This is a genomic window from Rhizobium ruizarguesonis (assembly GCF_012349115.1).
Classification (GTDB): domain Bacteria; phylum Pseudomonadota; class Alphaproteobacteria; order Rhizobiales; family Rhizobiaceae; genus Rhizobium; species Rhizobium ruizarguesonis.
Genome location: NZ_PQIG01000084.1, coordinates 66,988 through 82,125, shown reverse-complemented (window position 1 = coordinate 82,125; position 15,138 = coordinate 66,988). Strand labels below are relative to the sequence as shown.

At 61.3% G+C, this 15,138-nt stretch carries 13 protein-coding genes; 6 read left to right on the top strand and 7 right to left on the bottom strand.

The genetic code is table 11. The features are described from left to right. The first annotated feature begins 327 nt into the window (after positions 1 to 327). The 4 genes from lhpI to C3Y91_RS19920 all read left to right on the top strand — a co-directional run bounded on the left by lhpI (position 328) and on the right by C3Y91_RS19920 (position 5,735). Complete coding sequence (lhpI, locus tag C3Y91_RS19935) at positions 328 to 1,275, top strand: bifunctional Delta(1)-pyrroline-2-carboxylate/Delta(1)-piperideine-2-carboxylate reductase (protein ID WP_018068879.1); 948 nt, start codon at positions 328 to 330, stop codon at positions 1,273 to 1,275. Beyond that, a complete protein-coding gene (hrpB, locus tag C3Y91_RS19930; protein WP_024322876.1) occupies positions 1,272 to 3,737 on the top strand; it encodes an ATP-dependent helicase HrpB in 2,466 nt (821 codons plus the stop codon). The genes lhpI and hrpB overlap by 4 nt, the downstream gene beginning before the upstream one ends. A 23-nt stretch (positions 3,738 to 3,760) precedes the next feature. After that, positions 3,761 to 5,089: an ActS/PrrB/RegB family redox-sensitive histidine kinase gene (locus tag C3Y91_RS19925; RefSeq protein WP_024322877.1), complete on the top strand. Its 1,329-nt coding sequence runs from the start codon at positions 3,761 to 3,763 to the stop codon at positions 5,087 to 5,089. Positions 5,090 to 5,156: 67 nt separating this feature from the next. Next, positions 5,157 to 5,735, top strand: coding sequence for an ActR/PrrA/RegA family redox response regulator transcription factor (locus C3Y91_RS19920; protein WP_011649881.1), 579 nt, complete (start codon positions 5,157 to 5,159; stop codon positions 5,733 to 5,735). A gap of 16 nt (positions 5,736 to 5,751) precedes the next feature. Here the strand turns inward: C3Y91_RS19920 and C3Y91_RS19915 are convergent, their stop codons facing one another. Continuing rightward, complete coding sequence (locus tag C3Y91_RS19915) at positions 5,752 to 6,246, bottom strand: MmcB family DNA repair protein (protein ID WP_018068882.1); 495 nt, start codon at positions 6,244 to 6,246, stop codon at positions 5,752 to 5,754. A gap of 180 nt (positions 6,247 to 6,426) precedes the next feature. On the opposite strand from C3Y91_RS19915, the gene C3Y91_RS19910 reads away from it, so the two are divergent. Next, entirely contained in the window at positions 6,427 to 7,110 is a 684-nt protein-coding gene (locus C3Y91_RS19910; protein WP_018068883.1) for a L,D-transpeptidase, read from the top strand. Positions 7,111 to 7,179: 69 nt separating this feature from the next. On the opposite strand, the gene C3Y91_RS19905 is transcribed toward C3Y91_RS19910, so the two are convergent. The 6 genes from C3Y91_RS19905 to hslV all read right to left on the bottom strand — a co-directional run bounded on the left by C3Y91_RS19905 (position 7,180) and on the right by hslV (position 14,364). Continuing rightward, entirely contained in the window at positions 7,180 to 9,351 is a 2,172-nt protein-coding gene (locus C3Y91_RS19905; protein ID WP_168575722.1) for a malate synthase G, read from the bottom strand. An 85-nt stretch (positions 9,352 to 9,436) separates the two neighbouring features. Continuing rightward, positions 9,437 to 10,849, bottom strand: a complete 1,413-nt coding sequence (locus C3Y91_RS19900; protein ID WP_168575721.1) for a cytochrome P450 — start codon at positions 10,847 to 10,849, stop codon at positions 9,437 to 9,439. A 48-nt stretch (positions 10,850 to 10,897) separates the two neighbouring features. Further along, positions 10,898 to 11,845, bottom strand: a complete 948-nt coding sequence (locus C3Y91_RS19895; RefSeq protein WP_018068886.1) for a DUF1402 family protein — start codon at positions 11,843 to 11,845, stop codon at positions 10,898 to 10,900. Between the two features lie 188 nt (positions 11,846 to 12,033). Beyond that, on the bottom strand, positions 12,034 to 13,341 hold the full coding sequence (gene hslU / locus C3Y91_RS19890) for an ATP-dependent protease ATPase subunit HslU (protein ID WP_168575720.1): 1,308 nt from the start codon (positions 13,339 to 13,341) through the stop codon (positions 12,034 to 12,036). Then, positions 13,338 to 13,850 carry a GNAT family N-acetyltransferase gene (locus C3Y91_RS19885; RefSeq protein ID WP_018068888.1) on the bottom strand — a complete coding sequence of 171 codons (513 nt, stop codon included), beginning with the start codon at positions 13,848 to 13,850 and terminating at the stop codon, positions 13,338 to 13,340. Before C3Y91_RS19885 ends, hslU begins: the two co-directional genes overlap by 4 nt. Further along, entirely contained in the window at positions 13,837 to 14,364 is a 528-nt protein-coding gene (gene hslV / locus C3Y91_RS19880) for an ATP-dependent protease subunit HslV (protein ID WP_018068889.1), read from the bottom strand. The genes C3Y91_RS19885 and hslV overlap by 14 nt, the downstream gene beginning before the upstream one ends. A gap of 156 nt (positions 14,365 to 14,520) precedes the next feature. Here hslV and hisB point away from each other — a divergent pair, with 156 nt between their 5' ends. Beyond that, a complete protein-coding gene (gene hisB, locus C3Y91_RS19875; RefSeq protein ID WP_003544176.1) occupies positions 14,521 to 15,129 on the top strand; it encodes an imidazoleglycerol-phosphate dehydratase HisB in 609 nt (202 codons plus the stop codon). The last annotated feature ends 9 nt before the right edge of the window (positions 15,130 to 15,138 follow it).

Below are 15,138 nucleotides of genomic sequence, written 5' to 3'. Positions count from 1 at the left end.
TCGTCGCCAGCAGCGCCGCCGCCCTCGTTCAGTGAGTGGGCTTATAGAACTAACCAATCTCATCCGTCAACACACCCAACCAAAGTTTTTTGACATTTTTGTAACAGGTTGAAAATGAAGGGCTTTTAGCGATCATCTCCAGAAACGAAGAAATTCACCGCCCGAATGGGTGGTTTTTGAGATTCGTTTTCGCCGAATCCCGAAGAATGGCTTCGGCGAGGGAGACAAGGCTTATATGGGGCGCTTGGCGCGGAATTCCAGGGTGCTTGCCTATGCCGCGCCTCACTCGCTAGTTTGGCGATGAAGAACGATGCGGCGGAGTGAAGAATGCTTGTCCTTGATGAAGAACAGACGCGCGCGGCCCTGCCCTGGCCGGAACTGATCGAGGCGATCGCCCGCATGTTCCAGAGCGAATGCGTGATGCCGGTGCGCCATCACCATGAGATGGAGGTACCGGATGAGGAGAGCGCCACACTGCTCCTGATGCCGGCCTGGGTTCCCGGACGTTATGCCGGAGTGAAGACGGTCTCGGTCTTTCCAGGCAATATGCGGCGGGGCCTGCCGGCGATCTTCGGAACCTATCTTCTTTCTTCCGGCGCCACTGGGGAAATGCTTGCTGCAATCGACGGCGGCGAGTTGACCGCACGGCGGACGGCGGCGGCGTCAGCGCTGGCGGCCCGCCATCTCGCCCGCGCTGATGCGGAAGAGTTGCTCGTCTGCGGAACCGGACGGCTGTCGCTCAACCTGATGTTTGCCCACGGCACGACCCGGCCGATCAAGAGGTACCGGGTCTGGGGCCGCAACGGCCAAGCGGCGGAAAAGATCGCAGCCGAAGCCCGGGCGCTCGGCCTCAATGCCGAGGCGGTCGCAGATGCTGAAGCCGCAGTGCGGACAGCCGATATCATTTCCTGCGCCACGCTTTCCAGCGAGCCGCTGATATCAGGCGAATGGCTGAAGCCCGGCGCCCATCTCGATCTCGTCGGCGCCTTCAAGCCGAGCATGCGTGAAAGCGACGACGAGGCCATCCGCCGTGCTTCGGTCTTTGTCGATACCCGCGCCGGTGCCATCAGCGAGGCGGGCGATATCGTTCAGCCGCTGAAAAGCGGCGTGCTGAATCAAGGCGACATCAGGGCTGAGCTCGCGGAACTCGTCAGCGGCGCCCATGGCGGACGAAGCCATGACGCTGAGATCACGCTGTTCAAGTCGGTCGGGGCGGCTTTGGAGGATCTCGCCGGGGCGATTCTTGCCTACGAGACAGTGACGGGCCGAAAGTGACAATCAGTGCATCCTTGCCGGATCTTCCGGTTTCACATGTCCTGCCGGCCGTCGGTGCCGCGTTGGCCGAGCAGCGACGCGCCGTTCTTTCCGCACCGCCCGGCGCCGGCAAGACGACGCTGGTACCACTTTACCTACTTGGCCAGGGCTGGCGCGGTGACGGCAAGATCATCCTGCTGGAGCCGCGGCGGCTGGCGGCGCGGGCGGCAGCAAGCCGGATGGCATCGCTGATCGGCGAACAGGTCGGCGGGACGGTCGGCTACCGCATGCGCCTTGACAACAGGATATCGAGAGCGACACGGATCGAGGTGGTGACCGAAGGGGTTTTTGCCCGGATGATCCTCGACGATCCGGAACTGACCGGTGTCTCGACGGTGATCTTCGACGAATTCCATGAGCGTTCGCTGGACGCAGACTTCGGACTCGCTTTGGCGCTCGACGTCCAGTCGGCGCTGCGCGAGGACCTGCGTATCCTGGTCATGTCGGCGACCCTCGACGTCGAACGTGTGGCCGCCCTGCTCGACCACCCACCGGTCATCGAAAGCCTGGGGCGCAGCTTTCCGATCGATATCCGTTACCAGGACCGGCCGGGCGGCGAACGCATCGAGGATGTTGTCACGCGGGCTATACTCGATGCCCATGCCAATGAGGCGGGCTCGATCCTCGCTTTCCTGCCTGGCCAGGCAGAAATCACGCGGACCGTGGAACGTCTGCAGGGACGATTCGGGGCCGAGACGCTGATTGCGCCGCTCTACGGCAATCTCAGCCAGAAGGAGCAGGATGCGGCGATCCGACCGGCATCCCAGGGGACGCGAAAAATTGTGCTTGCGACGTCGATCGCCGAAACATCGATCACCATCGACGGCGTCAGGATCGTGATCGACAGCGGGCTGCAACGCCTGCCGGTGTTCGAGGCGTCGACGGGGATCACGCGGCTGGAGACAGTGCGCGTATCGCGGGCTTCCGCCGATCAGCGGGCCGGCCGTGCCGGACGAACGGAACCTGGTATCGCCATAAGGCTATGGCACCAGGGACAGACGGCGGCACTGCCGGCCTTCACACCACCGCAGATCCTTTCCAGCGATCTCTCAGGGCTGGTGCTCGATCTCGCGCATTGGGGCGTTCAGGATCCGGCATCCCTTGCCTTCGTCGATCAACCGCCGGAAACGACGCTGAGGGAGGCGCGGGTACTGCTTGGCCAGCTCGGCGCACTCGACAAGGACGGGGCGCTGACGGCGCGCGGCAAGGTGATGCGCGATCTCGCTTTGCCGCCGCGGCTTGCCGCCATGGTCGTCTCCGCAGGCGAATCGGGGCATGCCCGGGATGCGGCGTTGGTCGCCGTGCTTCTCACCGAACAGGGGCTTGGCGGACCGAGCATCGATATCGAGGAGCGGTTGCGGCGTTTCAAGGCCGAGCGCGGCGAGAGAGCGGAGGCTTCACGGCGACTGGGAGGACGGCTGGCGAGCGGCCTCGACAGCGTTACCGCAACGGCGCCGGCACTTGCGGGCCAGCTGCTGCTGCACGCATTTCCGGATCGAATCGCACTTCAGCGCGGCGGCCGCGGCCGATTCGTAATGGCGAACGGGCGCGGAGCGGAGCTGCCGGAAACCGAGAGGCTGGCCGGCAGCCAGATGCTGGTGATTGCCGACCTGACTGGACGGGCGGCGCAGGCGCGGGTTCTGGCGGCAGCTGAGGTGACGCGTGGCGACGTCGAAGCCGAGCTTCCCGGCGAGATCAAAACCGGCGACCAGATATTCTTCGACCGGCAGAGCCGGCAAGTGAGGGCGCGGCGGGCAACCCGGCTCGGCGCGATCGTCTTCGAAGAGACACCCTTGCCGCGACCTTCCGGGCCAGCAGTCACCCAGGCACTGGTGGAGGGGGTGCGCGAGCTGGGGCTCGATCAGCTTGCCTTCTCGAAGGAGGCCATGCAGCTTCGCGAGCGGATCGGATTCCTTCACCGGATGATCGGCGAGCCCTGGCCTGATGTCAGCGACAGCGCCCTGCTTTCCCGGCTGGACGAGTGGTTCGGCCCCTTTCAGACCGACGCCCGCGGCCTTTCCGAGATTTCCACAGCCGGGCTTTCGAACGGGCTGATATCGCTGGTGCCGCACGAATTGCAGCGCGACCTTAGCCGGCTTGCGCCAACCCATTTCGAAGCGCCGACCGGCCAAAGGCATCCGATCCAATATGAGGGCGAGGAGCCGGTGCTAACGATCCGCGTGCAGGAGCTGTTTGGACTGAAGCAGCATCCAGCCATTGCCGGTGGCCGCCTGCCACTGCTGCTCGAGCTCACCTCGCCGGCGCACCGGCCGATCCAGACGACGCGCGACCTGCCGGGCTTCTGGGCCGGCTCGTGGAGGGATGTGCGTGCTGATATGCGCGGGCGCTATCCCCGGCATCCCTGGCCGGAGCGGCCGGAGGATGCGTTGCCGACGACACGGGCAAAACCGCGTGGTACATGAGGGCCGTTCAAGGAGCCCTCGGCATGATCGACAAGCCTGGCATGATCGACAACACGGAAGGCTATACGCTGGAGGACCGGCACAACAGCCGCAGGCTGCGCCTGCAGACATTGGTGCGGCTGCGCTGGCTTGCCGTCGGCGGACAGGCGCTGACGGTGTTCATCGTTGCCTTCTGGCTGAAATTTCCTTTGCCGCTGATTGCCAGCTCTTCGCTGATCGCCGCCCTTGCCTGGGTGAATTTTTACCTGACGATCCGCTATCCACCGACGCATCGGCTGGAACCGCCAGCCGCCTTTGCGCTGCTCGGCTTCGACCTTTTGCAGCTCTGCGCGCTGCTGTTCATCACCGGCGGCCTTGCCAATCCTTTCGCGGCGCTCGTCTGCGTGCCCGTCATCATCTCCTTTGCCTCGCAGCCGATCCGTTACAGCACCGCGCTGATCGGCTTTGCGATGGTCTGCATCACGGTGCTTGCCTTTTCGCCCTTCCCGCTGCCCTGGTTCGACGGGGTCGAAATCAACGTGCACAACGTGATGCAGTTCGGTGTCTGGTGCTCGATCGCCTCGACGATGGCATTCGCCGCCTTCTATGCCTATCGAGTCTCGATGGAAGCGAGCCAGCTTGCCGATGCGCTGGCTGCGACCGAACTGGTGCTGCAGCGGGAAAAACATCTGTCGCAACTCGATGGGCTGGCAGCCGCAGCCGCCCATGAGCTCGGCACGCCGCTTGCGACGATCAGCGTCGTCGCCAAGGAAATGGAGCGGGAACTCAAGAACGACGATCGTTTCCGCGAGGACGTGATGCTGCTGCGCAGCCAGAGCGAACGCTGCCGTGACATCTTGCGGCGGCTGACGACGCTTTCCTCGGAGGGCGAGGCGCATATGCGCCGCCTGCCGCTTTCGTCGATGATCGAGGAGATCGTCGCCCCGCACCGGGAATTCGGTATCGCTCTCGAGCTCATCGAAAAGAGCCCGCGCAAGGGCGAACCGGTCACCGACCGCAATGCCGGCATCATGTACGGGCTCGGCAACCTGATCGAAAACGCCGTCGATTACGCGCGGGAGAAAGTGACCGTCACTGTCGAGCACGATCACGACAAAGTGCTGATCGTTATCGAGGACGACGGCAACGGTTATGCGCCCGATATTCTGACGCGGATCGGCGAACCCTATGTGACCAAGCGGCAGAAGGAGGATACGGCCGGTGGCCTCGGGCTCGGGCTTTTCATCGCCAAAACCCTGCTGGAGCGCTCGGGGGCGTCGCTGGTTTTCGAGAACCGCGATCCGGAAAGTGCGGGCGCGCGTATCCGAATCGAATGGCCGCGCATGCTGATCGACGCAAATTCGACAAAATGACTTTGTCGGCATAAACAGGATATAGCGGTTAACGCAGATCGGGCGCTCAACCGCCGGGACCGAGACGATGACAGAACAGAATCATGACAATTTCGCCGCGTCGGACGAGGATCATATCGGTCCCGACGCCAGCCTGCTGATCGTCGACGACGACGGGCCGTTCCTGCGCCGCCTGGCACGGGCGATGGAGACGCGCGGCTTCCAGGTGGAGACGGCCGAATCGGTGGCGGAAGGCGTTGCGAAGTCGAGAGGCCGGCCGCCGAAATATGCGGTGGTCGATCTTCGGCTCGGCGACGGCAATGGGCTCGACGTCATCGAGGCGATCCGCCAGCGACGCGACGACACCAGGATCATCGTGCTGACCGGCTATGGCAATATCGCAACGGCGGTGACGGCCGTGAAGCTCGGCGCTGTCGACTACCTCGCAAAGCCTGCGGATGCCGACGACGTGTTTTCGGCGCTGACGCAACGGCCGGGCGAAAAGGCCGAGCTTCCCGAAAATCCGATGTCGGCCGACCGGGTGCGCTGGGAGCATATCCAGCGGGTCTATGAAATGTGCGAGCGCAATGTTTCCGAAACGGCCCGCCGGCTCAACATGCACCGGCGGACGCTGCAGCGTATCCTTGCCAAACGCGCGCCGAAATAGACAGCACAGCGCGGCATCAGACATCATCCACGTTGAACGGTTTTCCGTTCGCCCATTCGGCCATCAGCAGCCTTTGTGCGGCGGCGCGCGAGAAATTAAGCGTGACCGACTTGCGCGTGGCGGGCGCCATGCGGTGCTCCGGCGCCTCGCGAATCATATGCGCGCCATAACCATCCGACAGGAAAAGCCCGCATTCCTCGGGAAAAATCTCCAGCGGCACATCCTTGTGAGTCGCAAAGAACAGGCGGTCGCAATGCAGCCTGTATTCCGGCCATTTGCGATCCACCCTGAAATCTTCGATCGACGTCTTGATTTCGATGATCCAGACCTCGCCCTTTTCCGAAAGAGTGATCAGATCGGCGCGGCGACCGCTGGCCAGCGGCAGTTCGGGCAGCACGGCGTGACGCATTTCATGCAGCAATATCTGCGTTCCGCGCCGCACCATCATGGCCCTGTCCGATTGCCGGCCATCGATTAACGGATTGTTATTGTAAACGCTCAAAATCGTCATGGATAACCATCAGAGGGGCTGGCGCGTTGTTGCAAAAAAACCATGCGCTTCTAATTTGCGCGGCAGACGGATTTGTCGCGCTGCAGCAGCCTTGCAAAGCGCAAGTTAATCGAAAATAAACCATAATCAACGATGGTCGAAAGACCATTCTCCCTTGCCCCAAAACTTCAAGAGTCATCCATGCGCATCTGCAATGCATTCCCTGTATTTGGCCTGCTGGCGACGCTCGCTCTGGCCGGTTGCTCCACGACATCAGACAGCGCATCCGTCGACGACAAGGGCGCAGGCCCGACGGTACAGACAGCACAGATCTTCAACGACGCCTACGGCGTGACGAAGGATGCCGGATACTCCCTGCCGGCTATCCCGATCGATAGGGTCAAGCCGCAGTTCCGCCGCCAGGTCGTCAGCTACCAGACCACCGAGCGTCCCGGTACGATCATCGTCAACACGCGCGAGCGCTTCCTCTATTACATCCTGGCCAACGGCAAGGCGATGCGCTACGGCATCGGCGTCGGCAAGCAGGGCTTCGCATGGGCCGGCACCGCCTACGTCGCCTGGAAGCAGGAATGGCCGAACTGGCACCCGCCAAAGGAAATGGCCGTCCGCCGGCCCGATCTCGCCAAGTACGTCGAAGACGGCATGGGCCCGGGCCTCACCAATCCTCTCGGCGCACGCGCCATGTATCTCTTCAACGAGGACGGCAAGGACACGCTCTTCCGCCTGCACGGTACGCCGGAATGGGCCTCGATCGGCACCGCCGCTTCCTCGGGCTGCATTCGCCTGATGAACCAGGATGTCATCGATCTCTACGGCCGCGTTCGTCCCGGCAAGGGCACGTCCAAGGTCGTCGTCATTCAGTAAGCTAATTATCGAATTCGGTATAAAAAAGGCCGCCGAACTATCGTTCCGGCGGCCTTTTCGTATTCTCCGTTAGGCAGTCTGCTTCGCCTTGAGCTCGAGGCGGCGGCGGTGAAGCACCGGCTCGGTATAACCGTTCGGCTGTTCCCTACCCTTCAATACGAGATCGAGGGCAGCCCGGAAGGCGATCGAATCGTCAAAGTTGCCGGCCATCGGCCGGTAGGCGGGGTCTGACGCATTCTGCTGGTCGACGACGGCGGCCATGCGCTTCATCGTCTCGACGATCTGAGCTTCGGTGACAACCTTGTGGTGCAGCCAGTTCGCCATATGCTGGGCCGAAATGCGTAATGTAGCGCGATCTTCCATCAGACCGACATTGTTGATGTCGGGCACCTTCGAGCAGCCGACGCCCTGATCGACCCAGCGCACGACATAGCCGAGGATGCCCTGCGCATTGTTATCGAGCTCGCGCTGGATTTCCTCCGGCGTCCAGTTCGGCCGCACTGCGACCGGCACGGAGAGAATGTCGGACAGTTTGGCGCGGGCGCGATCCTTCAGCCCCTGCTGAACACGGGCGACATTGACCCGGTGATAATGGGTGGCATGCAGGGTCGCGGCCGTCGGCGACGGCACCCAGGCGGTGTTGGCGCCGGCTTTCGGATGGGCGATCTTCTGTTCGAGCATCGCCGCCATCAGATCCGGCATCGCCCACATGCCCTTGCCGATCTGGGCGTGGCCGGAAAGGCCACATTCGAGGCCGATGTCGACGTTCCAGTTCTCATAGGCGGAAATCCACGCCGCTTGGCGCATGTCGCCCTTGCGAATCATCGGGCCGGCTTCCATCGAGGTATGGATCTCATCGCCGGTCCGATCGAGGAATCCGGTATTGATGAAAACGACGCGCTCGCGGGCGGCACGGATGCATTCCTTGAGGTTGACGGTCGTGCGGCGCTCCTCGTCCATGATGCCCATCATGATGGCATTGCGCGGCAGGCCAAGCGCATCTTCGACCCGCGAGAAGATTTCGACGGCGAAGGCGACCTCTTCAGGCCCATGCATCTTCGGCTTGACCACATACATGGAGCCGGTGCGGGAATTCTTCTTCCGGCCGGCCGGACCTATATCGTAAAGCGCGATCAGGCCGGTGATCACAGCATCCATGATGCCTTCAGGTACTTCGTTGCCGTCGCCGTCGAGGATCGCCGGATTGGTCATGAGGTGGCCGACATTGCGCACCAGCATCAGCGAGCGGCGATGCACCTCGAAGGAGGTGCCGTCCGGACCGGCATATTGCAGATCCGGATTGAGCTTGCGGATGAAGCTCGCTCCGCCCTTTGCCACTTCTTCCTGTAGATCGCCTTTCATCAGACCGAGCCAGTTGCGATAGACGACGACCTTGTCTTCGGCATCGACAGCGGCAATCGAATCCTCGCAGTCCATGATTGTCGTGATTGCCGATTCCAGCCAGACATCGGAAATATGAGCCGGATCGGCTTTCCCGATCGTCGTCGCCGCATCGATGACGATTTCGATGTGAATGCCGTTGTTCTTCAGGAGAATATGCGTTGGAGCGGTCGGATCTCCGCGGTAGCCGGCAAAATGGCCGCCGTCCGTCAGCATTGCCTGCTCGCCATCGATCGATCTGACGACCAGCGCTCCATCCTTGACGGCAAAGCTTCCGACGTCCTTCCAGCGGCAGTCCTGCAGCGGCGCTGACGCATCGAGGAAATCGCGCACCCAAGCGATGACCTTCTCGCCGCGCTTCGGATTGTAGCCCTTACCCTTCTCGGCGCCGTCGCTCTCGGGAATGGCGTCCGTACCGTAGAGCGCATCATAGAGCGAGCCCCAGCGGGCATTGGCGGCGTTCAAGGCGTAACGGGCGTTCATGACGGGAACGACGAGCTGCGGGCCGGCGATCGAGGCGATTTCCGGATCGACATTTTCGGTCGAAACCTGGAAGTCCGATCCCTCAGGCAGGAGATAGCCGATTTCGCGGAGGAAGGACTGGTATTCGTCCATATCCGCCGGGGTGCCATGCCTGCGATACCAGTCGTCGATCTTTATCTGCAGGTCGTCGCGTTTTGCCAGCAACGCACGATTTTTCGGCGCGAGATCGTGGACTACAGCCGAAAAATCGGCAAAGAACTTGTCCGCATCGACCGCCAGACCCGGCAGTACCTCCTTGACGAGGAAATCATGAAGGACGGTTTCGATGGCAAGACCGTTCTTATCAACGCGGCTCATGCGGCATTCTCCCTGGCAACGACTTTGAATGCTGCCACTTTGCCCGGCTTTCATTCACAGTCAATTCCGCAATAATTCGAAAGATTTATGCTTTCGTGGAAATTATACGCGGCGTCACGCGCATCGGCAGCCCGTTCTGCGGCTGCGTCGTCAGCTTCTGCACCGGCCAGGGATTGGTCTGATCGGTGGAATCGAAGCGATAACGATGCATCAGGACAGCAAGGGCGATCACCGCCTCCTGAAGCGCAAAGGTTGCGCCGATGCAGACACGCGGGCCGGCGCCGAAAGGCAGGAACTGGAAGCGGCCGATGGAGCCGCGATTTTCCGGCAGGAAGCGTTCGGGCATATAGGCCCGCGGCCTGTCCCAGTGAAGTTCGTGGCGATGCAACGTCCAGGGCATGATGAGCACCGTGACATCGGCCTCGATCTCGACCCGCTCGCCCTTGGGGCTTGTCCAGGAATCATCCGATATGGCGGCGCGATTGATGGATGGCGCCGGCGGATAGAGGCGCAAAGCCTCCTCGAAGGCGGCGCGCGTCTGCGGCATCATATCCAGCCATTCCACAGGTTCGGCCCCAGTGGCGAGCACCGCGTCGATTTCTTCTTCCATCGCCTCGCGGATATGCGGGCTGTTCGATACGCAATACAGCGTCCAGGCCAATGCCCGGGCTGTGGTCTCATGCCCCGCACCGATGAAGGTCAGAATATTGTCTTCGATTTCTTCCTTGGTCAGCCCTTCAGGGCCGGCCTGTTCCAGGAGCAGGGTCAGGAAATCTTCTGGCGCGCTGCTGCGATTCGCCTTCATCTTTGCAAGCCGCATATCCATCGTGTTGCGCACGATGGCGCGGAATTTCTCCAGCACTTTCTGACCGCCGATGCGTGTCACACGTGGAACCCACGACGGAGCGCGCATCAGATCCATCGGATCGACGCGGCCCATGCGATGCAGGAGTTCATTGACATCGTCAGCGAAATGGCCGCTCGAGGTGACGATTTCACCTGAAAATAATGTGTCAGCCAGAATCGCGAAGGTCAGCTCGGTCATATCGGTGCTGATATCGAAAATTGCGCCTGCCTCGTCTGCGCTCTCATATTTACGGGCATGGTCTTCGGACTGGCGCAGCATCTGCCCGGCGAAGCCTTGGGCATGGCGAGGCGTGAAAACAGGCGCCACCGCCTTGCGCGATCTTTTCCAAACGGGACCTTCGGCGGTCAGAAGGCCGTCGCGGAGGATTGGACGCAGGACGAGCTGGCGCACATCCGACATGCGGTAATTATTGGCATTGTCGACCAGCACATGCTTGATCAGGCCGGGATCGTTGACGATCAGCGTCCTCTGGCCGAAGAAATTGGTGCGGATCCAGGGCAGCGTGTAGGACGGTTCGCCCCAGAGTTCGAGCGGATTGCGCAGGATGATGCGGATGATTTCCAGCCGGCTCGGCGGCACGGTACGCGGCAGCGGTGCTGGCGGAACGAAGGGGTCCGGACGCATGTCCATCGTAAAAGCCTTTCGGGGAAGATCTAGGCCTTCCCGGCAAGCTTGAAGCTAGAGCAGGCCCTTAAGTTCGTCCAGCTTGTCGTTGATCAGCCAGCCGTAATAATTCTCTTCCGGCCAGACAGTCGTACCGGCGCCGCGATTCTTCGCAGCAAGGGCTGCGGCGCGCTGGCGCGAATTGCCGACATTATAGAGCGTCGCCGTCAGGCCGGGATTGCCCGAGATATCCATGCCGGCGATCTCCTTATAATCGTCGATCGACCTGCGGATCGAGGCCGCGACGAAGGCGAGCGAGATATCGGGATCCATGATGGCCCTGTAGACGGCGCCGGCATTCTTTTCGTTCAGCTTTGGATAACCGGACACGCGGGTCACGAGATCGGAGAGCATCAGCGCCGTCAGCGGATTGACCTGGCCGAGGCCGAAGGTCTGACCGGCATAGAAGGGCTGGAAGAAGACTGCGCTGAAACGGTTGTTGGGGAAGCTCGTGCCGCCCACCGTCTTGCCGCGGAAATCGGTTTCCCAGACATCTTCGCGGCAGGACCAGAGCGTGTAGGAATCGGTCTTGCCCTTGCATTCGGCAAATTGCGGCCGCGCCACGAATTCGTCGACGCTTTCGCCGTCATAGGCGAAGCGGAAGCTTTCTCCGGCGTAGGAGGCAGCCTTGACATAATAGGCCTGCAGCCGGTCATAGGCGTCGACATTATAGGTGTGTTCGCCGACGATCGCGCCGACGACATGGAGGGGATTGATGCCGTAGGCGCTGGAGATCTTGCGGATCTTGCTCATCAGCTCGCGGTCGGTCGCCAGAAGCTCATGAACCTTTTCGTATTTCAGATCGAAGCTGCTCTTGGTACCCTTGGTGCGCCTGATGGAAGCGCCCGGAATATCGGGCTGCTCGGCGTGACGATTGCCGGCCGGCACCGTCTGCATTGCGAAGGCAGGCACCGAATTCACCAGGGCAACGGCAATCATAAGGCTTGTCAAAAGGCGTCGCACGATCCGTTATCCCGTCCGTTCCATCGTCCTGTTTGTGATGCGGCTGCCTGGACCAGAATCTTGGCCGAATAAAGCCGAGCAGAAAACAAAACGGGCCTTCACTAGAAAGTAAAAGGCCCGTTGTCGAGAGTCGCGTTCGTTACAATCCGTCATTCATGCCGGGAAAGACATGAAGCGGTGCACCGATATCACAGAATGAAGCGCGATAGATCGGTATTCTGCGCGAGATCGCCGACATGTTCGCGCACATAGGCGGCATCGATCGTTACGGCCGTCCCGCCCCGATCCGGCGCGTTGTAGGAAATATCGTCGAGCACTCGCTCCATCACCGTCTGCAGACGGCGTGCGCCGATGTTTTCGACGGAGGAGTTCAAGTGCACGGCGACATCGGCAAGCGCGTCGATCGCGTCGTCGGTGAATTCGAGGCTCAGGCTTTCCGTCTCCATCAGAGCGCGATACTGGCGGATGAGGCTCGCGTCCGTCTCGGTCAGGATCCGGCGGAAATCATCCTTGTTCAGCGGACGCAATTCGACACGGATCGGCAGGCGGCCCTGCAATTCCGGCAGAAGATCCGAGGGCTTGGAGACATGGAAGGCGCCGGAGGCAATGAACAGGATATGGTCCGTCTTGACCGGCCCGTATTTGGTCGAAACCGTCGTGCCTTCGACGAGCGGCAAGAGGTCGCGCTGGACGCCTTCGCGTGAAACGCCGGCGCCCATGCCACCGTCGCGGGCGGCGATCTTGTCGATTTCGTCGAGGAAGACGATACCGTCATTCTCGGTGGAGCGAACGGCTTCGCGTTGGATCACTTCGTTGTCGATCAGCTTGTCGGATTCGTCGAGGATCAAGTCGCCATAGGAGGCCTTGACTGTGGTGCGGACCTTCTTGGTGCGGCCGCCCATCGCCTTGCCGAACATTTCCGACAGGTTCAGCACGCCGATATTGGCGCCCGGCATTCCGGGAATTTCGAAGCCACCCATGCCGGAACCGGCATCGGCCACCTCGATATCGATTTCCTTGTCGTCGAGCTCGCCGTCCCGGAGCTTCTTGCGGAAGTTTTCGCGCGTGGCAGGCGATGCTGTCGTGCCGACCAGCGCATCGAGAACACGCTCCTCGGCGCTCACATGCGCCTTGGCCTGCACCTCGGCCCGCTTCTTCTCGCGCACCAGACCGATGCCAACCTCGACCAGATCGCGGATGATCTGCTCGACATCGCGGCCGACATAGCCGACTTCGGTGAATTTGGTGGCTTCCACCTTGATGAAGGGCGCACCGGCGAGTTTTGCCAGGCGGCGGGAGATTTCCGTCTTGCCGACGCCGGTCGGACCGATCATCAGGATGTTCTTCGGCATGACTTCGTCGCGCAGGCTCGGATCGAGCTGCTGGCGGCGCCAGCGATTGCGCAGCGCAATCGCAACGGCGCGCTTGGCATCATGCTGGCCGATGATGTAGCGATCGAGCTCGGAAACAATCTCGCGGGGGGAAAAAGTGGTCATTGTGTATCATTCTCCTGGCGGTCCAGGGCCATCAACAGCGCCCGGCCGTATTTCGTCGTTGTTTCGCCAAGTCCTTGAAAGCCCGCCTTGGTATAGGCTCTGATTGCGAATGCATTGTCAGGATGCGGATCGACCAGGATCCGCTGTGCGCCCTTTGCAAAGAGCATATCGCAGAACCCTATCATAAAGGCCGGTCCGTGACCCTTGCCCGCAAATTCCTCGATGCCGATGAACTGGTCGATGCCGTAGGTGCCCTTCGGCTGACCGGCGAGCGCTTCATCGTCCTCGTCGTCGAGATCGGCCGCCTGGATAAAGGCGAAGTCCTTTCCATTCAGCGTGACCATGAAGCACGAGACGGAGGCCGCATCGATATGCTTTTCCATCGAAGCCAGCGCCTTGGCCGGATCGCTCCACCAGCGCCTGACATGCCGGCTTTCCAGCCATTTGGCGAGAAGCGGCAGGTCAACCGCGGAAAGCGGCCGGAAGGCATAGGGTTCAGCCTTCGGCATCCAGCGATTCCACCACGACGTTGTGGTTCGTGTAGACGCAGATGTCGGCGGCGATATCGAGGGCGCGGCGAGCAATCTCTTCGGCCGAATTGTCGGTATCCATGAGTGCGAGGGCGGCCGCGAGGGCAAAATTGCCGCCGGAACCGATCGCCGTCGTGCCATGCTCCGGTTCCAGAACGTCGCCATTGCCGGTGATCGCCAGCGTGATCGACTTGTCGGCGACGAGCATCATGGCTTCGAGATTACGCAGGTATTTGTCGGTGCGCCAGTCCTTGGCGAGCTCGACGGCGGCACGCATCAATTGACCGGGATATTGCTCCAGCTTCTTTTCAAGCCTTTCGAGCAGGGTGAAGGCATCGGCGGTGGCGCCGGCGAAACCGGCGACGACTTCGCCCTTGCCGATGCGGCGTACCTTACGGGCGTTGCCCTTCATGACGGTCTGGCCGAGGCTCACCTGGCCGTCGCCCGCCATCACCACCTTGCCGCCTTTTCGAACTGTAATGATTGTTGTCATAAAACACCTGTCTGCCGGGCCGCATGCCGACCCTGTTGAGCCCTATGTAAGTGGACTGGCGCCGATTGCAAATGGGCCGGCTTTTCTCTTCCCCGGCTTCTGGATATTTCCCGATGCGCCTGATAAGGAACGGCCTTATTCCCGATGGAGGGCCATATGGCCGAGACCGCAGCAAGCCGCACGGGCAGCGTTTCCCGCAAGACCAACGAAACCTCGATTTCCGTTTCCGTCAATCTCGACGGCACCGGCAAATCGACGATTTCAACGGGCGTCGGCTTCTTCGACCACATGCTCGACCAGCTTTCGCGACATTCCCTCATCGACATGGAGATCGATGCCAAGGGCGACCTGCATATCGACGACCACCATACGGTCGAAGATACGGGCATCGCCATCGGCCAGGCGATCTCCAAGGCGCTCGGCGACCGGCGCGGCATCACCCGCTACGCGTCGATCGATCTCGCCATGGACGAGACGATGACCAAGGCTGCTGTCGATCTTTCCGGCCGGCCGTTCCTCGTCTGGAATGTCGCCTTCAGCGCGCCGAAGATCGGCACTTTCGACACGGAACTCGTTCGTGAATTCTTCCATGCGCTCGCCCAGAATGCCGGCATCACCTTGCATATTCTCAACCATTATGGTGCCAACAATCACCATATTGCCGAGACATGCTTCAAGGCCGTTGCCCGTGCATTGCGCACGGCGACAGAGATCGATCCGAGACAGGCGGGCCGTGTTCCCTCGACCAAGGGCACGCTCGTCTGAGCCCTTCAA

Excerpts from the sequence above, each read along its gene's own strand:
- C3Y91_RS19920 (WP_011649881.1), top strand. The coding sequence starts at position 5,157 with ATGACAGAACAGAATCATGACAATTTCGCCGCGTCGGACGAGGATCAT.
- C3Y91_RS19910 (WP_018068883.1), top strand. The coding sequence starts at position 6,427 with ATGCGCATCTGCAATGCATTCCCTGTATTTGGCCTGCTGGCGACGCTC.
- C3Y91_RS19915 (WP_018068882.1), bottom strand. The coding sequence starts at position 6,246 with ATGACGATTTTGAGCGTTTACAATAACAATCCGTTAATCGATGGCCGG.
- C3Y91_RS19885 (WP_018068888.1), bottom strand. The coding sequence starts at position 13,850 with ATGCCGAAGGCTGAACCCTATGCCTTCCGGCCGCTTTCCGCGGTTGAC.
- C3Y91_RS19900 (WP_168575721.1), bottom strand. The coding sequence starts at position 10,849 with ATGGACATGCGTCCGGACCCCTTCGTTCCGCCAGCACCGCTGCCGCGT.
- lhpI (WP_018068879.1), top strand. The coding sequence starts at position 328 with ATGCTTGTCCTTGATGAAGAACAGACGCGCGCGGCCCTGCCCTGGCCG.
- C3Y91_RS19905 (WP_168575722.1), bottom strand. The coding sequence starts at position 9,351 with ATGAGCCGCGTTGATAAGAACGGTCTTGCCATCGAAACCGTCCTTCAT.
- C3Y91_RS19925 (WP_024322877.1), top strand. The coding sequence starts at position 3,761 with ATGATCGACAAGCCTGGCATGATCGACAACACGGAAGGCTATACGCTG.
- hslV (WP_018068889.1), bottom strand. The coding sequence starts at position 14,364 with ATGACAACAATCATTACAGTTCGAAAAGGCGGCAAGGTGGTGATGGCG.
- hisB (WP_003544176.1), top strand. The coding sequence starts at position 14,521 with ATGGCCGAGACCGCAGCAAGCCGCACGGGCAGCGTTTCCCGCAAGACC.
- hslU (WP_168575720.1), bottom strand. The coding sequence starts at position 13,341 with ATGACCACTTTTTCCCCCCGCGAGATTGTTTCCGAGCTCGATCGCTAC.